Genomic DNA, 18,063 nt, shown 5'->3' with positions numbered 1-18,063 from the left:
TTTACACCCCCATGCCGGCCATCAGGCCAATTATATGTTCTGAATTCGTTAACATCATATCAAGCACCGGGCTTGGATTGAGTCCGAAGTACAAGATCAGTATGGCAATAACACCCATTGCGAGTGTCTGGTACCCATTGATATCGACCACGTTACCCAGTTTTTCTTTATAGACACCAAACATAGCCCTTTGAAGAGCCCACAGGTGGTATGCTGCAGTTATGACTATTGCCATCAATGCGATCACCACATAACCCTGCAGGTTCACAAAGCTGCCTGCAAGCACAGAGAACTCGGCGATGAAGCCGGTTAGTCCCGGAAGTCCCAGTGAAGCCATGAATGCAAGCACCATGATGACAGCCAGTTTCGGCATTCTCTGCGCAAGGCCTCCAAGCTCGTTGATAATCCTTGTGCCTGTAGCCTTATTGATAACACCGCATGACATGAACATTATGCTCATGATCAGTCCGTGGGAGAACTGCTGGAACATCGCACCTGAAACGGAGAGGGATACAAGACCGGCTGCACCCAATGTTACATAGCCCATGTGGCTAAGGCTTGAGTAAGCGACCATTCTCTTGAGATCCTTCTGCGCTAGCGCAAGGAAAGCGCCATAAAGGATGCTGACTGCACCAAGAGCTCCCATTATAGTTATCATCAGGTTTGGTGATGCTGTGAATGGCAGCATCGGGAGCATTATCTTGAAGATACCGTATCCTCCGATCTTGAGCAGTACAAAGAGCACGCTTCCTGCGGTAGGCGCTTCTGTGTATGCATCCGGTAGCCAGGAGTGGAACGGGAACACTGGCAGCTTGACTATGAAACCAAACAGCAGTGCAAGGAATATCAGGTCCCTTGTAATCCCGGATTCTATGAACTGGAACTGGGCGAGCAGGTGCGGGATGCTAAGGCTCGGGGTTCCGGTTGTTTCCCATGCTGCAAAGTACAGACCGAATATGCCCAGAAGCATTACAAGTGATGCTACATGGGTGTAGATAAAGAACTTGATCGATGCGTAGTGTTTCTTTGGACCGCCCCATATACTCACCATGAAGAAGAGCGGTATAAGTGTCAGTTCCCAGAACACGTAGAACAGGAAGAAGTCCAGTGCACAGAACACACCAAGGACAGCACCCTGTGTTATCAGTATGAGGGAATAGAACCTGTTGGGTGCTTTCCTGTCGTCATTCCATGTGAAGAGAATGAGCATTGGCATAACTATTGCATTGAGAAGTATCAATGGAAGAGATATTCCGTCAATTCCCAGATGGTAGCTTATGCCCAGGGAAGGTACCCATGAGTAAAATTCCTCGAACTGCGTTGCGGCTGTCGTACTGTCAAAATTGAAGTACGTGTATACTGTGAGCAACAGGACGGATACAGTGGCAATCAGGGCCATTACTCTTGCCTGTTCTCTTGTTTTTGTGAGTAGTGTCAATACTGCGAATATCAGAGGTATGAGCACTATCATTGATAATAACATCAGAGTACCTCCATGACCACTGTAATAAGTATTACGAGGAGGCTTACTCCTGTAATTACGACCATTGCATAGTTTTGTACAACACCTGTCTGTAGCTGGCGCAGAGCGTCACCTGTATCGATAGTGACGTCACCGATCCAGTTGACGATCCAGTCAAACCCTGTGTCAACGGCACGTCCTGCAAAAGCAAGTCCCTCATAGACGACCTTAATTGAAAGGAAGTTTGTGAGGATAGCATTCTGGTAGTACCTGTTGTAGAGGAGTTTGTAGATGGGATTGGTCCTTGAGACGAGCCTGTCCATGTTAACGACCCTGAGACCGTATATCAGGTAGGCGATGAGCAAACCTGCAATTCCGACGATGACAGGCATCCAGAGTATTATGAGAGGCTCATGTCCGGCATGTGATGCAAGGTGGTATCCTCCAAGTTCTGCAAGCGCCGGGATATCCATATGTACAAAATTGTTGACGAACGTCTCGCTGACAAAGGTGTTGAACCTTTCCATGGTAAGAGCACCGAATACCAGTGAAAGGATCGCAAGTATGGAAAGAGGGAGAGTCATGGACGCATGGGCCTCATGACCGCCGTATGCAGTGCGTGGCTTACCGAAGAAGGTCATGAAGATCAGACGGAATATATAGATAGACGTCAGCAGGGCTGCTGCAATTGAAAGTGCATACAACACCCAGCCACCTCCGTTCTCACCGAAAAGGAATGCTGCCTCTATGATAGCATCCTTACTGAAGAAACCGCTGAAACCAATAGAGGTACCGGGGATACCAATTCCTGCGAGTGCCAGGGCTCCAATTATCATTGTTGCTGCTGTTATCGGCATTACTTTCGCAACGCCTCCAAGCTGCCTCATGTCGTGGGTGGCCACTGCGTGGATTACACTGCCTGCGCACAGGAAGAGCAGAGCCTTGAAGAATGCATGGTTGATGAGGTGGAACATTGAGATTCCGACTGCCTCAGCACCTATCACTGCACCCAGGCCAAGCCCAAGCATCATGTACCCGAGCTGGCTGATCGTGGAGTATGCAAGCACACGCTTCATGTCATTCATCACGATACCCATGGTTGCTGCAAAGATGGCTGTAAAGGCTCCAATGTAAGCAACCACCATGAGTGAGTCGGGGGCTGCAATGAACATCGGGAATGTCCTTGCTACCAGATAGATACCTGCTGTGACCATTGTTGCAGCGTGGATGAGAGCGGAAACCGTTGTCGGACCTTCCATTGCATCAGGGAGCCACACATGCAAAGGGAACTGACCGGACTTGCCTATCGCACCACCCAGGAAGAGCAGTGTTATCAATGTAAGGTGGTTTACCTGGAAACCCAGAATAGGAGTGCTCATTGCAGCAAGCTGCGGGATCTGGCTGAAGATCTCATCGAACTTCAGTATGAATACACCTTCAGGAATGGAACCGTTGTATAACCTGAACAGGTCCGAGAAAAGCACAACGATACCTGCAAGGAACATCACATCGCCTATCCTGGTGGTCAGGAAAGCCTTCTTGGCTGCACTTGCAGCTGCAGGTTTCTGATACCAGAACCCGATAAGCAGGTATGAGCACAGGCCCACAAGCTCCCATGAAACGAAGAGCTGCAGGATGTTATCTGAAATGATCAGGCTCAGCATTGAAGCCGTGAACAGTGAAGTCACTGCAAAGTACCTGTACTGGGCCCTGTCATGTGACATGTAACCTGTTGAATAGATGTGGATGAGCAGGCTGACGAATGTAACCATTGTCAGCATGACCGCAGCAAGCGGGTCCACAAGTATTCCGAGGTTAAGCATTGCAAACCAGGTAACTGACTGGTTTATCACCTGTTCAGGATTCTGAAGCAGGCCTAATGTGATCAATAGGGAGATAACGAAAGATGTAGCAATTGCTACGATAGGTATGATCGCACCGCCGTTTGGCAGTTTCTTCCCAAGGAAGAAGGTGAGCACAAAAGCCAGTGCGGGTAAGAGTGGTATTAGTAACGCATAATCGCCTACTGCCATTTTTTACCACCTCAGGATGTTTATTTTATCAAGATCGATCATGTCCTTCGTTCTGAAGATGGACATCAGTATGGCAAAGCCTACTACAGCCTCTGCAGCCGCCAGTGCGATCACATACAGAACAAATACCTGTCCTGTAAGGTTCCCATGGTAGCTTGAGAACGCCACAAGGTTGATGTTTGCAGAGTTTAACATGAGTTCCACACACATCAGCATCCTGACTCCGTTGCGCTGTGTCATGAAGCCGTAAAGGCCTATTGAGAATATGACAACAGAGAGTCCAATGTAGAGTTCGATAGGGATCATTTGCCAGCCTCCCCTTTTGCAATATAGATAGCACCGATCATTGCTGAAAGCAGCACGATAGAGAGTAGCTCAAAAGGCACGACAAACTGAGTGAATATCAACAGTCCGATACCTTCAATGTTACTCGGGTCTTCCAGGTTCTGCGGCAGCTGATCGACTGTGGGCCAGCTGGTCCCGATGACAGAGACCATCACAATAGCCAGGAACAGGAATGCAACAATCATTCCCAGGATACGCGGCTTGAAGTACCTGTATACTGAAGTGATGATCTGCATTATTGTAAACTGTTTATTCAGCATCTGTACCAAACTCCTTTTTCGTGAGCATTACAGCGAACAGTATGAGTACTCCAATAGCTCCTATGTAGACCAGCACCTGGACGACACCAAGGAACTGGGCATTGAGCAGGATGTACAGACCTGCAATGACAAACATAGCAAATACTAATGACAACGCTGCTCTGACAACATCCTTTGCGGTCACTACGAACAACGAGAACATGATTGCTGCTATTGCCAGTATTGCAAAGACAGCCAGATGTAGTATTGTGCCTATTGAGGTGTCCATCTGCTCACCTCCTTGCCTGCTTCTTTCTCAGCATTGATATCAACTTCTCTTGCCAACATATCAGGCGTAAAGAGGAGGTCACAGTGATCATAGCGGATTATACCAGTCAGGTACACCTTGCTGTTTTCCAATGCCTCTTGAGGACACTGGTCAATACAGAGGCCACAGAAGAGACAGTGTCCGATATCTATTGAAGGGAACCATCTCTTTTTGTCACTTGTAGGACTTACTCTTGCCTTTACGATTTTTATAGCATTATTCGGACATGTGTTTGCACATATTCCACAGCCTATGCATTTGCTTTTATCAAGCTTCTGCAGACCTCTGAACCTGTCTGAAAGTCTTGTGGGTACTTCCGGACACATCCTTGTTACCGTGGGGCCGAAATAGATGTTCTTAACGGCTCTAATAATGTTCTTGATAACCATTTCTTTCACACTCCCAGCAGTCCAAGTGCAATTACCCAGCCCAGGTTGAGAAGGGCTAAGGGGAGCAGCTTTTTCCAGCTAATGTCTACTACCTGATCGATCCTGAACCGTGGGACAGCCCACCTGAGCATGATGATGAACAACATCACAAGAACCACTTTCAGCAGGAAGAAGACTGTCGGCAGGATTATTCCAAGGATATTGTTGGATGTCAATACTGCAGGCAGGTTCCAGCCGCCAAGGAAAAGCAGCACAACAAGCATTGAACCCAGGATAAGGTGGATGTATTCTGCAAAGAACCCAAGACCGAACCTCATACCAGTGTATTCAGTGATCCATCCTGCAATGAGCTCTTCCTCAGACTCGTTCTGGTCAAAGGGAAGACGTCCCATGTCAGCCATAAGCGCAATGAAGAACACGATAAATCCGATGGGCTGCTTGAAAATGAACCACAGAGGGTGCTGAGCCTGTGCTATTTCCACGATGTTCAGTGAGCCTGCCATGATAGCGACACTGACGATAGTGATACCCAACGGAACCTCGTATCCGATCATACGTGCAAAATTCCTGAACGCACCAAGAAGGGAATACTTATTGTTGGAACTATATGCGACCATGAAGATACCTATGATGGAGATAGCAGATACAGCTTCGATGTACAGTATGCTGATGTCCATATCGGTGGCAGCTATCGGATAAGTATTACCATTGATGATTATCGCACCAAAAGGAATAGCAACAAGCATAAGGAAAACAGAACCCATCATCATAATAGGTGCTGCAACGAAAAGCAAACGGTCAGCGTTCCTGGGTATAATGTCTTCTTTAGTGAACAGCTTGATGGCATCTGCCACCAGTTGTAGTAATCCGTGAGGACCTGTCCTCATCGGACCATATCTCTGCTGGATGTCGGCTGATAGTTTACGCTCAAACCAGACTGCGGCCATAGCACCAAGGAATATGGCACTCATCAGGCAAATGCCGATAATACCTCTTACAAGAGGATTGAATAGGATTTCCGGTAATTCCATAATGCTCACCTGTCAACCTCACTTGTACATGTATCCATACTTCCGGCGATTGCCACGATGTCGGCGACCCTGACTCCCTTGATCAGAGGGGGCAGTCCCTGTAAGGTGGGATATACCGGACCTCTTATCTTAACACGGTAAGGTTTGTCAGAACCGTCAGATATCATGTAGAATCCCATTTCGCCTCTTGGATCCTCCACACGGTGGAACACCTCTCCGGCAGGCACTCTCATAACAGGTGTCCTGCGGCCATAGGCTGTTCCCTCCGGGAATAAGGGTCCATCGGGGATCTGGTCAAGGCATTGTTCAATGATGTACATGCTCTCACGCATCTCATCGAGACGTACCTGCACTCTTGCGTAGACGTCACCAGCTTTCTGAACGCACACCTTGAAATCCAGGTCAGGATAGACAAGATATGGTTCATCCCTGCGTATGTCGAAAGCAACTCCTGTTGCCCTCAGCGGCGGACCGGAAACTCCGATATCCTTTGCCACTTCCGCAGTAAGCACACCGATACCCACTGTCCTTGATTTGTAGATCTCATCCGAGCTGTACAGTTCTTCATAGGAATCGACAGCTTTCCTCAGGCTCGCGAAAACACGCTTCACATCATCCTTGAACCCTTCAGGCAGGTCGTCCTTCACACCGCCAAACCGCAGGAAACTGTGCGTTACACGTGCCCCGGTAACAGAGTCCATCAGAGTCATTACATCTTCTCTGTCCCTGATCGTGTACATGAACATGCTCACAAAACCGACAAAGGAAGCATATTCTCCCATACCAAGCAGATGACTCTGTATCCTGGAAAGCTCTTCCATTATAACACGAATGTACTGTGCTCTCGGGGGTACTTCGATACCTGCAAGTTTCTCAACACATCCAACGTATGCTTCCTCGTTAGTTAGTGCCGCAAGGTAGCATATCCTGTCAACAATTGTTATGCCCTGGAGGTATGTCTTATTTTCAAGTATCTTTTCGATCCCTTTATGGATCCAGCCCATCTCCACCTCGGAATCTACAACCGTCTCACCCCTCAGTTTAGCGTTAAGCCTGAATGGTCCAGGCATCATAGGGTGCTGCGGTCCGAGGTGTACTATCATTTCAGAAGGTCCAACTTTTTCGTCCATAATAAATCCTCACACCAGGTTCTTAGCTGTTTTATTTGGGAAGCCTTTATAGTCCTTCCTGAGAGGCCATTCGCCAAGCATATCCTCCGGAAGCACAAGAGGCTTCAGGTCCGGATGATTAAGGTACTTCACACCGAACAGTTCGTATGTCTCTCTTTCATACCAGTTGGCATTCCAGAACACAGGCACAACAGACTCGATCTCGGGATTGTCCCTTGGAAGGATAGCCTTTAGGGTAAGTACTACCGAATGGTCATAAGAGCCTATAACGTACACCACTTCAATCTCATTCCTGCCGGGGTAATCAACGCCGAATTCACAGCACAGATGCCCGAAAGACAGGTTTTCCTTGAGATACTTGCACACATCCGTTATGATTTCAGGCTTCACTTTGGCAATGATCCTTATCTTGGATTCCACTTTTGTATCATAGATAGCATCCGGGAACTGGGTTGAAAGTGAATCTATCATTGTATTAGCATCCATTGAATCACCTCAATACTCCGTGCCTTTATCCTGCTTTGCTTCGATCTTTTTCTGCAGCTCAAAGAACGCCTGGATCAAGGCTTCACACCTTGGAGGGCAACCTGGCACGAAAACATCGACCGGGAAGATCTCATCCACATTCTGCCGGGTGCTGTAAGATTCGTAGAAAGGGCCTCCACTGATGGCACAATCCCCAAAGGCTATGACCCATTTTGGTGAAGGCATCTGGTCCCATATCTTCTTGAGCGCAGGCAGATATTTCTTAGTTACATACCCACTGATAATGAGCACATCTGCATGCCTTGGAGAGTTCCTTGGGATAATACCGAAGCGATCGGTATCATAATGTGCCATGCCCGTGGAGAGCAGCTCCACACCACAGCATCCCATTGCGTTCACCATGAACCATAGCGAGTTCTTCCTGCCCCAGTTGAGAACATCCTGAGCCTTAGTAGTCTTCAGGAAGTCGCTGATCGCGTTACGGTCAGTCAGTATTACACCGGGGACTTCCTCATAATCGGATTGCTCTACTGCCACTTAAGGGCCTCCTTCTTCAACAGGTACACGTAGCCAAACAATACAACAAAAACAAAGACCAGCATTTCAACGGTTGCTATCTCAGTGATCCCGTGACCCTGGAAGATCATGGCCCACGGATAAAGGAACAGGACTGCGATATCAAATAGAACAAAAGCAATGGCATAAAGATAATATTCGACATTGAACTGTATCCTTGCATCCCCGATAGGGATGGAACCAGCCTCGTATGTATCGTATTTTGCCGCCGATTTGTTCCTTGGGCTTAAAGATTTAACAAGGAACATAGTCAGAGGAGGCATCATGAGTGCCACAACAAGGATGATTGCAACCGGTATGTAACTGTATATTATGTTACTTATATCGATTATTCCAGACATAACGATTCTCCTGATAGTTATTACGTAGAGAGATTATAGGTATAAAACACCTTCCGTGTAATTTTTTTCGTATACGCGCATTTACAACCTTGACGAAACAAAACATATCTTTTGATATATTTTTCAATAGAGCGAGTTGATTACTACTTGATAATAATTCATCATATTTAAATTGTGGCAATTCAGGCTCCAGGGCTCCAGAGCAGCATTCCAGAAAAAAGCATAACTTTTCTGATAGCCTTTGTCAAGTCGCCCTTGAAGAATGCCAAAACCAGACTGGAACACCCAGTAATTTCCCTAGAGGAAAGTAAGAAAGAAGAGCAATTTTGCGGCGAGTTAGGGCTATTGCCAGAATCCATACAGGATGCGACTCAGGCCTGCTTTGGAGAATAGTATTTTTTGATCACAGTATCACAATTAGAACATGAGACCACAAGCCACTCCCCGATGTTATGCCGGACGTATTTTTCAAATATCGAAGACCCGCATGATGGGCAGACATAATATTCTTTGAAATAGTAATGATAGAACTCAGGTGTCTTTGCAAGCCAGTCAAGGACCTTCTGCATATACTCAAAGTAGCGCTGTCTGGAAGGATGGCCGGAATTGCTTTGCATGGCATCCGGGATCCTGCTACTGACATTCATTGTGTACTGGCCGGATCTTTTTGTGAGTTTCTTATAATCCGATATATATCTGGTCGTGCGGTCAAGGTAACTCAGGTAACCTTCGTGAGCCTTTGGTTCGCTTCTCCATATAGTCCTCACAAAATACTCGCCCATGATATCTTCCATGACATCGGCACATGCAGTGCATATATTGTAACCTGCATAATGCCTGGCATCCTGCATATCACCGCATATAAGACAGGTGTTCATACTCTGCCACCTCCTACAGTCCGTGCACTTCCTTAGGCGTCATGGCTTCCCGGGTGAACATTATTGGAAAGATATTGAGTACCGCCAGCAGGTCGCCTTTCCTGACCTCGCCTGTCTCCTGGCCCAAGATGTAGGCATAATTGATTATACGCTCGTTATCCACAGGCTTCGCACCTCCTTTTGTGCCCACTTTCATCAGCGAAACAACAGCATGGTGCGTGAAGGTGCAGGGCATAGCAACCATATCCGGCTCCAGATAGATTTCCTTGACATTCACCCTTTTGAACTCCCCGGCACGGACACTGGTGTCTTCGTCACAGATGACCATCTCCCATTTAGCACGTGTGGCAAGTGTGAATTCGTAAGTTGCTGCCTTGACCATCTTGCATACAAGTTCGCCATTATTCCTGCACACTACCCGGACAACTTCTTCTTTCATTCGATCACCAAAATGAAGTATCATGCAATAATATAAATGCATTTCGGATAACTATCATGATTATTCATGATATCTACATGTGTGTGCTTCTTTTTCGGATAGAAAGAGAGCGTTCCTTATGACACTTGGTCGTCAGGATGCTGTAAGACTTTTTAATACCGTCTATGCCGGCTATATTGTTCAATACGTTCTCTTTGAGAGTATGCACATCAAAGGTCTGCACTTTCAAAAGCAGATCATATGGCTCAAGCAGTTCATATATTTCAAGCACATCATCGATCAGTTTTAAACTCTCTATCACGCTTGTCCTTTTTGTCGGCTCTATGTTTATCCCGATGAAAGTGGTGATATTGAACCCGACTACAGAAGGGTCTACCCTGATAGTGAATTCCTTGATGATACCTGAGCTGTGAAGCTTATCTATCCTTTTATGCACAGTGGAAGTAGCCACACCAAGATCATTCGCTATCACAGTGCTGTGCATTCTGCAGTTCTCGGAGAGACGTTCCAATATAGCAATGTCTACCTCATCCATAGAGATTAAATATCCAATGTTAATAATATATTTTTCTGTTTTTGTGCTTTGAAGGAAAGAAATTAAGAGATGCAAAAGTAAATACGTCATTCTGACATTTTCTGCACCCGAAAGACAAAGAATGCTCATTCCAGGCAAAATGGACATAAATAGTATAGACAATAACATTTTTACAGTTGAGATTGTTACTAAAAGAAAAAACGGTGAAAACCATGAAAGTGAACGAGAACTGTGTAGGATGCGGTCAATGTGCAGCATTTTGCAAATTTGATGCTATTCTGGTGAAGGGTAGCGCAAGCATTGGTGAAAAATGCGTTGAATGCGGTGTTTGCGCAGCTTACTGTCCTGTTAAGGCAATAGAGGGATAAAATGAAGGCAATTGTTATCGGTGCCGGACTTGGAGGACTATTGAGTGCAGCGAAGCTCTCAAGAGAAGGATACGAGGTAGAGGTATTTGAGCGTCTCCCCATTGTCGGAGGAAGGTTCACAAACATACCGTACCATGGATTTCAACTGACCACGGGTGCACTGCACATGATTCCGCACGGACCGGCCGGTCCTCTCGCAAAGTTATTGAAAGAAGTTGGTGCAGACGTGGAGATAGTCCGTTCAAAACCTTCTGCTATAATAAGAGTACCTCGCAGAAGAGGAGATACTGACTACAAATTCGGCCACAGGGATCTCCTGTTCGAGGACTTTAAAGTGCCCTTCTCCCTGATCAATCGCCTTAAGCTTGTGTTTTATGTAATAACTACCCGGAAAAACCCTCCTAAAGGGATATCATTTGCACAATGGTGTACAGAACACATAGAACAGGACTGGACACACAGGATTTCTGATGCCTTCTTTGGATGGGCTCTGAGCCTCAGGTCGGCAGATGTGCCAGCCGAAGAAGCTTTTGAGATAATAGAGAACCTTTACCGCTATGGAGGTTCAGGCGTTCCTATCGGAGGATGTAAAGGCATCACAGATGCCCTTGTTGCAGTAATAGATGCACACGGCGGAGTTATAAATACATCCACAGAAGCTACGGCAATAACCACAGCCGGCGGGAAAGCAACAGGAGTGATAGTTGATGGCACAGAGCATAATGCCGACATTATTATCAGTGATATAGGGCATGTAGCCACAGCAAGCCTTCTTAATAGTGGTGATACCAACAAGGAACTTCAGAATTACGCCCACATGGCAGATGAACTGAAACCATCTGCCGGTATCAAGATATGCCTCTCATCTGAAAAACCCCTTATAGGCCACGGTGGAGTCATGCTCACACCCTATGCAAAGAGAGTGAATGGAATAAACGAGGTCACCAATATCGATCCCAGTCTTGCACCGCCCGGAAAGCACCTGATAATGTCCCATCAATGCGTCCATTGGAAAGACCTTGGAAACCTGCAAGAGGAGATAAGTTTTGGGCTTGAGGATCTGCAGGACATCTTTGCCGGCAAGGAGTATGAAGTGCTTCTTATCCAGTCATACTCGAACGAATGGCCGGTAAACAGGGCACCCTCAGGGGCTGACCTGAAGAACCTGACACCCATGCCCAATCTATTTGTTGTCGGGGATGGTGCAAAAGGCAAGGGTGGCATAGAGGTCGAAGGTGTGGCCCTGGGCGTGAAAAACACTATGATGGAGATATTAAGCAAGGCATAAGTTGATTTGGAATGTGGCTGTTAAATGGATACAGCCCATTCAATTAAACTTATGTAGATGTTATTGTATTCATTGATTAAAGATGCCTGAATTTATAACTTTTTGCCGCAACGTCTTCATACCGGTCACCAATATCTGCAGAAATGAGTGCGGTTATTGCACTTTCAGACGCTCTCCGGATGACCCGAAATCCAGGCTGATGACCAAGGAAGAGATCATTCCCCTGCTGACAGAAGGAAAAAAGGCAGGATGCACAGAGGTGCTCTTTACTTTTGGTGAATACGCGGAAGAAGTCCCCGGGTATATGGAATTGCTCTCAGGGACAGGGTTTTCTTCTACTCTTGAGTATGTATCCGACCTATGCAGGACTGCAATTGACATCGGCCTTCTGCCTCATACCAACGCAGGAGTTCTCAACTATACAGAGCTTGAGGCCCTCAGGCCGTTAAATGCGAGCATGGGACTCATGCTTGAAACCACTGCGGATCTTAGTGCACATGCCAACAGTCCGGGTAAAAAACCCGCAGCCAGGCTAAAGACAATGAGCTATGCAGGAGAGCTTCATATCCCTTTTACCACAGGCATGCTTATCGGGATCGGTGAAACACTGGATGACAGGATAAACTCCCTGCAATCAATAGCAGAACTGCACGAGAAATACGGGCATATCCAGGAAGTGATCATCCAGAACTTCATGCCAAAAAAAGATACCCCCATGGCAGACTGTCCCTCGCCAAACGATGAGGAAATGATGCAGACAGTATTGATAGCAAGCGAAATACTTCCACAGGATGTTGCAATACAGGTCGCACCCAATCTTATTGACCCTTACATCCTCATACAGTGCGGAGCACGCGATCTTGGCGGGATATCTCCTACAACCATCGACTGGATAAATCCGGAAGCAAACTGGCCTGGCATTGAAAAGTTAAGGCATATGGTAAGAGGCATCCCATTAAGGGAAAGGCTTCCGATATATCCTAAATATATAAAGAATGGCTGGTACAGCGACCAGCTAAAAGACCTTATCTTGTCCCTCTCCGATGAAGAAGGATACCGAAAAGTTTGAAATGGTGCTGCAATGTATAAGGGGGATAAATCAGAAGAATAGTGTCTAACCTGAACATGGCACACACCGGAGAACTACATGAAACCGACTTTAAGTGACGATGTAATTGAAAATGCTCTTGCGGGAAGAACTACAAAGGAAGAAGCACTCTCCCTTCTGCAGGCGCACCCTTTCGAACTCTTTGAACTTGCTGACAGGTTACGCTATGAGACTGTCGGGGATATTGTAACCTATATTGTGAACCGTAATATTAATTTCACTAACAAGTGCATTGGTAACTGCGGTTTCTGCGCTTTTAAGGATAATTCAGGATACATCCTCAGTACTGAACAGATACTGAAAAAGGTTGAAGAAGCAGACCGACTCGGAGCCACTGAAGTGTGCATCCAGGGAGGACTGCTGCCGGACGTAGACCTTGGATTTTATATTAGTATCATTGAGTCAGTAAAGGAAAGATTCCCTCACATAAGCACTCATGCCTTTTCGCCCATGGAGGTATACCATGCCGCAAGACAGAGCGACATGGAAATTGATGACGCACTCCTTGAACTGAAGAAAGCTGGCCTTGACTCGATGCCCGGAACAGCAGCAGAGATACTTTCAGACAGAGTGAGAAAAATAATATGTCCCGGTAAGCTCAATACTGCGGAGTGGGCGGATGTAATAACAAAAGCTCACAGGACAGGCATACCAACTACCGCCACCATGATGTACGGGCATATAGAGACCATGGAAGAAAGAATAGAGCACATGATGCTTATCAGGGATATACAGCGACAGACTGGTGGATTCACCGAATTTGTACCTTTGCCTTTCATGCCTTACAATAATAAGATAGGCGAGGAAATGTTAAGGTCCGGAAGGTATGTCACTCCTGGCATGGAAGACCTGAAAATGTACGCCCTTGCACGCATAATACTTAACACCCATATAAGGAATATCCAGTCAAGCTGGGTGAAATTAGGCAAGAAGCTCTCCCAGGTGGCCTTATTCTGCGGCGCCAATGACCTTGGCGGAACGCTCATGGAAGAGAAGATATCCCGTTCTGCAGGAGCAAACAACGGAGAATTCATGTCAGCCCAGGAGCTTGAATGGTTCATCCGGACAGCAGGAAGGCAGCCAAAGCAAAGGAACACGGTCTACACCAAGATGTTCGATGCAGCGAGCCCGGGGAAAGTAAATATAAGGACCGTCTGAGGAATACTTTGCTCCCTGATGACATTATAGAAGATGCCCGCCGCGGAGAAGTCGGGTATGAGGATGCCCTGAGACTGCTGGATGCTAATCCCTTTGATCTCTTCAGCCTTGCGAATGACATACGATATGATGCAGTTGGTGACACTGTCAGCTATGTGGTTAACAGGAACATCTACCTGACAAACCGATGCATCGGGAATTGCGGATTCTGTGCATTCCAGCAGAATGAAGGCCACATCCTTTCCAGGGACGAGGTACTCCATGAAGTCAAGCTTGCAAATGATGCCTGTGCAGTTGAAGTTTGTGTGCAGGGAGGATATAACCCGGACATTAAACTTGACTACTACCTTGACATTTTTGAAGCTATCAGCTCAGAGTATCCAGGGATGACCATTCATGGCCTCTCACCAATGGAAGTATTCTATTCTGCCGGTCAGGCAGGGATGCCTGTTGAAGAGGCAATGATGCTTTTGAAGGAGAGTGGACTTGGCACGCTTACAGGCACTTCTGCGGAGATTCTCGAGGACAGAGTGCGTAATATAATATGCCCTAAAAAGCTAAGCACAAGCCAGTGGGTTGAGACCATAATGGCGGCACATGGAATCGGCCTGCGCACCAACGCGACCATAATGTATGGGCATGTAGAGAGCATTAAGGAAAGGCTGGAGCATATTTTCCTGATACGTGGCATACAGGAGCAGACCGGAGAATTTACAGAGTTCATACCCATGCCCTTCATGCCTTATAACAACAGGATAGGAGAGAGTATGATGGAAAGAGGGCAGTACATGACCGGCGGTATTGAAGACCTTCAACTGTTTGCCATTTCCAGGATCATCCTCAACAACCATATTGACAATATACAGGCTCCGTGGGTGAAACTGGGCACAAAGCTTGCACAGGTTGCGTTGTTCAGTGGTGCCAACGACCTTGGTGGAACCCTCATGGAAGATCACATAACTACCGCTTCCGGGGGCAGCAACGGAGAATATACTCCTGCAAGTGAACTTGAATGGATTATCAGGGAAAGCGGAAGGATACCAAAAAGAAGGAACGCCATCTATGAGGAATGCAGATGAAAGCACTCATCCCCTACAAAAAGCAAAATGCAAAATCAAGGCTCTCCCCCGCATTATCCATCAGGGAACGGGAACATTTTGTGGAATTAATGCTTAGGGATGTCGTCGGTAGCCTGAGGGAGGCAGGTGTCAGTAATATCGACATACTCACAACCCCCAGCAACGGCGTCCCGAATGACCTTGGAGCGAACATTCTTTTCAGTGAACACGATCTTAATGAGGCTATCAACCAATACCTTGAGACCATCAGTGAGCCGGTCCTTATCATAATGGCAGATCTTCCACTGGTATCCCCCATGCACATAAAAGAGATAGCATCAATAGACAAGGACCTGGTGATCGTCCCTGGGAAAGGAGGAGGTACTAATGTTCTCTTTATCAGGAATCCCCGTAAATTCTATGTCAGCTATTATGATTCCAGCTTTCTTAGACACTGCATGATAGCAAAAGATATGAAACAGTCTGTCCACATATATGATTCATTCCTGCTGAGCACCGATATAGATGAACCTAATGACCTTGTAGAGGTCATGCTTCACGGACATGGCCTGTCAAAAGTCTATGTCGACAGCAAATTCGGAATTGAAGGGAACGGCAAATCCAGGGCCAGGCTTGAACTCCTACAGTGATGTAAAGTATTTGTAACCCTTCCACCATATAGGATAACCTCATGCCATATCCGGTTTTCTGCCGGAAGAGAGCTTATATATAATTCCCATTATGAAAAACATTACATTAACACAGGTGATAATAAATGACCATCAAGGTGAATAAATTCAAATGCGGATACTGTGGTGCATGTGTAAGTGTGTGCCTCCCCGGTGCGCTTGAATTGGTCGAAACTTGGATCGAGGTGGATGACAGCTGCACAAGTTGCGGGATATGCGCCAAGATCTGTCCGGTAGGAGCCATTGAGGTGTCCAGATGAAAGACCAGTACGATGTCATTGTGATAGGGGCAGGACCTGGAGGATCGAGTGCTGCTAAAGCTGCAGCTGAGAAAGGTCTTAGTGTACTGATGATCGAGAAAAGGCAGGAAATTGGAGACCCTGTCAGGTGTGCAGAGGGAGTCAGCAAGGTGTGGCTGCGGAAGCATATTGAACCTGACCACCGCTGGATATGTGCCGACGTAAAGGGATCACGTATTTTTTCACCTGACGGCTCCATGATCGAGATGGCAGAGGAAATCGCAGGAGGAGAGGTCGGCTACGTTTTGGAGCGCAAGATCTTTGACCGGGCACTTGCCTGTGAAAGCGCAAAAGCAGGCGCAGATGTAATGGTCAAGACAAGAGCAACAGGCCTCATCATAGAAGATCATTTTGTCAGAGGTGTCAAACTGATGCACCTCGGAGAAGAGAGGGAGATTCGTTCAAAGGTGGTCATCGGTGCAGATGGTGTTGAGTCAAAAGTAGGAAGATGGGCAGGCATCGACACCTCACTAAAGCCAAAAGATATCGAAACATGCGCCCAGTTCCTGATGAGCGGCACAGGTATCGACCAGAACTACTGCTATTTCTATCTGGGAAACGAGATAGCGCCCAGCGGATACATCTGGGTGTTCCCAAAGGGACAAGGTCTCGCCAACGTAGGTATCGGCATTCTCGGAAGCAAATCTGGAAAGAAGCATGCAATTGATTACCTGAAGGAATTTGTGGCAAAAAAGTTCCCTGATGCGAAAGTACTTGAGATAGATGTAGGCGGAGTACCAGTTAGTGGCAGTATCGACAAGACAATCGCTAACGGACTGATGCTTGTGGGAGACGCAGCGAGGCAGTCAGACCCCATTACCGGAGGCGGTATAATTAACGCCATGGAAGCCGGCAAGATGGCAGGTGAGGTTGCATTTGAGGCCATTTCAAAGAACGATGTCTCAACAGCAACACTTGGACTTTATGAAAAAAAGTGGCGCCAGAAAATAGGCATGGATATCGATAACAGCCTGATAGTTAAGGACATTTTCACCGGTTTTACGGACAAGGAGATTGACTCTCTTGCTCACTCACTGGAAGGTGTGAATTTCTCGAGCATGAGCCTGCTTGATTTGCTTTACGCTCTTTTCAAGGCGAACAAGAAGCTTCTGTGGGATCTGAGAGTGCTGTTCAAGAATGTGGTCAAATACGAATTGGACTTTGAACGCTGACCGGCAATTAATGCCGATCACACATTTTTATGTATTTTTTGATTAAAATTATATATAAAGTTCAGTCTTTCCAGAACTCAGGCGTCAGCATCACTATTACTGTGAATACCTCAAGCCTGCCTATCCACATGTTAGCTATCAGCAGGAGTTTGCCGAGATCCGGAACTACATCAAAGTTAGCCATCGGGCCGACAGCATTGAACCCGGGACCGATGTTTCCCAATGTTGTAATGGATGCAGTGATGGAGCTTATCAGGTCCATTCCCATAAGAGCCAGGATTCCTGTAGATATTGCAAATATCATCATGTAGAGGACAACAAAGGATACTATGGAATGCATGATATCCTCAGGGACGGCTTTCCCATTATATTTCACAGGCTTTATAGCCTTGGGATGCAGGGATTTAAAAAGGACGTTTCTTCCATATTTCAATAAGAGCAGGACCCTGACAACTTTTATCCCGCCTGCTGTGGATCCTGCACATCCGCCTATGAACATGACAGCCAGCAGCACGATCCTCGCAGAGTCACTCCATATATCAAAGTCCGCAGAAGCGTAGCCTGTAGTGGTGATAATGGAGACGACCTGGAATACAGCATACCTGAATGCGGTCCCGACAGACTGACCCATATCTTTCCAAAGAGAGAAGGTCAAAATAACTGTCGCTATAAGTATAATAGCAGTGTAGAACTTGAACTCATTGTCCTTCA

23 protein-coding genes are annotated in these 18,063 nt (G+C 46.7%); 8 read left to right on the top strand and 15 right to left on the bottom strand.

Annotation, left to right across the window (positions count from 1 at the left end; all coding sequences use genetic code 11):
* Window position 1 precedes the first annotated feature (1 nt).
* From fpoM to Q8J68_RS08145, 14 genes are all read right to left on the bottom strand, one after another.
* A complete protein-coding gene (fpoM, locus tag Q8J68_RS08210; protein ID WP_305311038.1) occupies window positions 2–1,483 on the bottom strand; it encodes a F(420)H(2) dehydrogenase subunit M in 1,482 nt (493 codons plus the stop codon).
* Window positions 1,483–3,495, bottom strand: coding sequence for a F420H2 dehydrogenase subunit FpoL (fpoL, locus tag Q8J68_RS08205; RefSeq protein ID WP_305311037.1), 2,013 nt, complete (start codon window positions 3,493–3,495; stop codon window positions 1,483–1,485). Before fpoL ends, fpoM begins: the two co-directional genes overlap by 1 nt.
* A 3-nt stretch (window positions 3,496–3,498) precedes the next feature.
* Entirely contained in the window at window positions 3,499–3,801 is a 303-nt protein-coding gene (gene fpoK, locus Q8J68_RS08200) for a F420H2 dehydrogenase subunit FpoK (RefSeq protein ID WP_305311036.1), read from the bottom strand.
* Window positions 3,798–4,100 carry a F420H2 dehydrogenase subunit FpoJ gene (gene fpoJ, locus Q8J68_RS08195; protein WP_305311035.1) on the bottom strand — a complete coding sequence of 101 codons (303 nt, stop codon included), beginning with the start codon at window positions 4,098–4,100 and terminating at the stop codon, window positions 3,798–3,800. The genes fpoK and fpoJ overlap by 4 nt, the downstream gene beginning before the upstream one ends.
* Window positions 4,090–4,368 (bottom strand): NADH-quinone oxidoreductase subunit J, encoded by a 279-nt coding sequence (locus tag Q8J68_RS08190; RefSeq protein WP_015054481.1) that lies wholly within the window; start codon window positions 4,366–4,368, stop codon window positions 4,090–4,092. Before Q8J68_RS08190 ends, fpoJ begins: the two co-directional genes overlap by 11 nt.
* Window positions 4,353–4,796: a F420H2 dehydrogenase subunit FpoI gene (fpoI, locus tag Q8J68_RS08185; RefSeq protein WP_015054480.1), complete on the bottom strand. Its 444-nt coding sequence runs from the start codon at window positions 4,794–4,796 to the stop codon at window positions 4,353–4,355. The genes Q8J68_RS08190 and fpoI overlap by 16 nt, the downstream gene beginning before the upstream one ends.
* 5 nt (window positions 4,797–4,801) lie before the next feature.
* Window positions 4,802–5,827: a F420H2 dehydrogenase subunit FpoH gene (fpoH, locus tag Q8J68_RS08180; protein WP_305311034.1), complete on the bottom strand. Its 1,026-nt coding sequence runs from the start codon at window positions 5,825–5,827 to the stop codon at window positions 4,802–4,804.
* 5 nt (window positions 5,828–5,832) lie between these two features.
* A complete protein-coding gene (gene fpoD, locus Q8J68_RS08175; RefSeq protein WP_305311033.1) occupies window positions 5,833–6,957 on the bottom strand; it encodes a F420H2 dehydrogenase subunit FpoD in 1,125 nt (374 codons plus the stop codon).
* Window positions 6,958–6,966: 9 nt separating this feature from the next.
* On the bottom strand, window positions 6,967–7,443 hold the full coding sequence (gene fpoC / locus Q8J68_RS08170; protein ID WP_305311032.1) for a F420H2 dehydrogenase subunit FpoC: 477 nt from the start codon (window positions 7,441–7,443) through the stop codon (window positions 6,967–6,969).
* 9 nt (window positions 7,444–7,452) lie between these two features.
* A complete protein-coding gene (gene fpoB, locus Q8J68_RS08165) occupies window positions 7,453–7,980 on the bottom strand; it encodes a F(420)H(2) dehydrogenase subunit B (protein ID WP_305311031.1) in 528 nt (175 codons plus the stop codon).
* Window positions 7,971–8,360 (bottom strand): F420H2 dehydrogenase subunit FpoA, encoded by a 390-nt coding sequence (gene fpoA, locus Q8J68_RS08160; protein ID WP_305311030.1) that lies wholly within the window; start codon window positions 8,358–8,360, stop codon window positions 7,971–7,973. The genes fpoB and fpoA overlap by 10 nt, the downstream gene beginning before the upstream one ends.
* 371 nt (window positions 8,361–8,731) lie before the next feature.
* On the bottom strand, window positions 8,732–9,238 hold the full coding sequence (locus tag Q8J68_RS08155) for a hypothetical protein (protein ID WP_305311029.1): 507 nt from the start codon (window positions 9,236–9,238) through the stop codon (window positions 8,732–8,734).
* Window positions 9,239–9,251: 13 nt separating this feature from the next.
* Complete coding sequence (locus Q8J68_RS08150; protein WP_305311028.1) at window positions 9,252–9,677, bottom strand: DUF22 domain-containing protein; 426 nt, start codon at window positions 9,675–9,677, stop codon at window positions 9,252–9,254.
* Window positions 9,678–9,750: 73 nt separating this feature from the next.
* Window positions 9,751–10,212 (bottom strand): Lrp/AsnC family transcriptional regulator, encoded by a 462-nt coding sequence (locus tag Q8J68_RS08145; RefSeq protein WP_305311027.1) that lies wholly within the window; start codon window positions 10,210–10,212, stop codon window positions 9,751–9,753.
* Window positions 10,213–10,424: 212 nt separating this feature from the next.
* Between Q8J68_RS08145 and Q8J68_RS08140 the strand changes: the two genes are divergently transcribed.
* The 8 genes from Q8J68_RS08140 to Q8J68_RS08105 all read left to right on the top strand — a co-directional run bounded on the left by Q8J68_RS08140 (window position 10,425) and on the right by Q8J68_RS08105 (window position 17,352).
* Window positions 10,425–10,580, top strand: coding sequence for a DUF362 domain-containing protein (locus Q8J68_RS08140; RefSeq protein ID WP_015054470.1), 156 nt, complete (start codon window positions 10,425–10,427; stop codon window positions 10,578–10,580).
* Window position 10,581: 1 nt separating this feature from the next.
* Window positions 10,582–11,868 (top strand): NAD(P)/FAD-dependent oxidoreductase, encoded by a 1,287-nt coding sequence (locus tag Q8J68_RS08135; RefSeq protein ID WP_305311026.1) that lies wholly within the window; start codon window positions 10,582–10,584, stop codon window positions 11,866–11,868.
* Window positions 11,869–11,950: 82 nt separating this feature from the next.
* Window positions 11,951–12,937, top strand: coding sequence for a 7,8-didemethyl-8-hydroxy-5-deazariboflavin synthase subunit CofG (gene cofG / locus Q8J68_RS08130; protein ID WP_305311025.1), 987 nt, complete (start codon window positions 11,951–11,953; stop codon window positions 12,935–12,937).
* A 78-nt stretch (window positions 12,938–13,015) separates the two neighbouring features.
* Window positions 13,016–14,134 carry a 5-amino-6-(D-ribitylamino)uracil--L-tyrosine 4-hydroxyphenyl transferase CofH gene (gene cofH / locus Q8J68_RS08125; protein WP_305311024.1) on the top strand — a complete coding sequence of 373 codons (1,119 nt, stop codon included), beginning with the start codon at window positions 13,016–13,018 and terminating at the stop codon, window positions 14,132–14,134.
* Between the two features lie 8 nt (window positions 14,135–14,142).
* Window positions 14,143–15,213 (top strand): 5-amino-6-(D-ribitylamino)uracil--L-tyrosine 4-hydroxyphenyl transferase CofH, encoded by a 1,071-nt coding sequence (gene cofH, locus Q8J68_RS08120; protein WP_305311077.1) that lies wholly within the window; start codon window positions 14,143–14,145, stop codon window positions 15,211–15,213.
* Window positions 15,210–15,842 (top strand): 2-phospho-L-lactate guanylyltransferase, encoded by a 633-nt coding sequence (gene cofC, locus Q8J68_RS08115; protein ID WP_305311023.1) that lies wholly within the window; start codon window positions 15,210–15,212, stop codon window positions 15,840–15,842. Before cofH (Q8J68_RS08120) ends, cofC begins: the two co-directional genes overlap by 4 nt.
* 125 nt (window positions 15,843–15,967) lie before the next feature.
* Entirely contained in the window at window positions 15,968–16,141 is a 174-nt protein-coding gene (locus Q8J68_RS08110) for a 4Fe-4S binding protein (RefSeq protein ID WP_305311022.1), read from the top strand.
* Window positions 16,138–17,352: an NAD(P)/FAD-dependent oxidoreductase gene (locus Q8J68_RS08105; RefSeq protein WP_305311021.1), complete on the top strand. Its 1,215-nt coding sequence runs from the start codon at window positions 16,138–16,140 to the stop codon at window positions 17,350–17,352. Before Q8J68_RS08110 ends, Q8J68_RS08105 begins: the two co-directional genes overlap by 4 nt.
* Before the next feature lie 61 nt (window positions 17,353–17,413).
* On the opposite strand, the gene Q8J68_RS08100 is transcribed toward Q8J68_RS08105, so the two are convergent.
* On the bottom strand, window positions 17,414–18,063 hold a 650-nt coding region (locus tag Q8J68_RS08100), incomplete at its 5' end, for a TrkH family potassium uptake protein (RefSeq protein WP_305311020.1).

The sequence above is a fragment of the Methanolobus sp. genome, from assembly GCF_030682845.1.
GTDB lineage: Archaea > Halobacteriota > Methanosarcinia > Methanosarcinales > Methanosarcinaceae > Methanolobus.
This window is presented reverse-complemented; position numbering and strand designations above follow the sequence as displayed.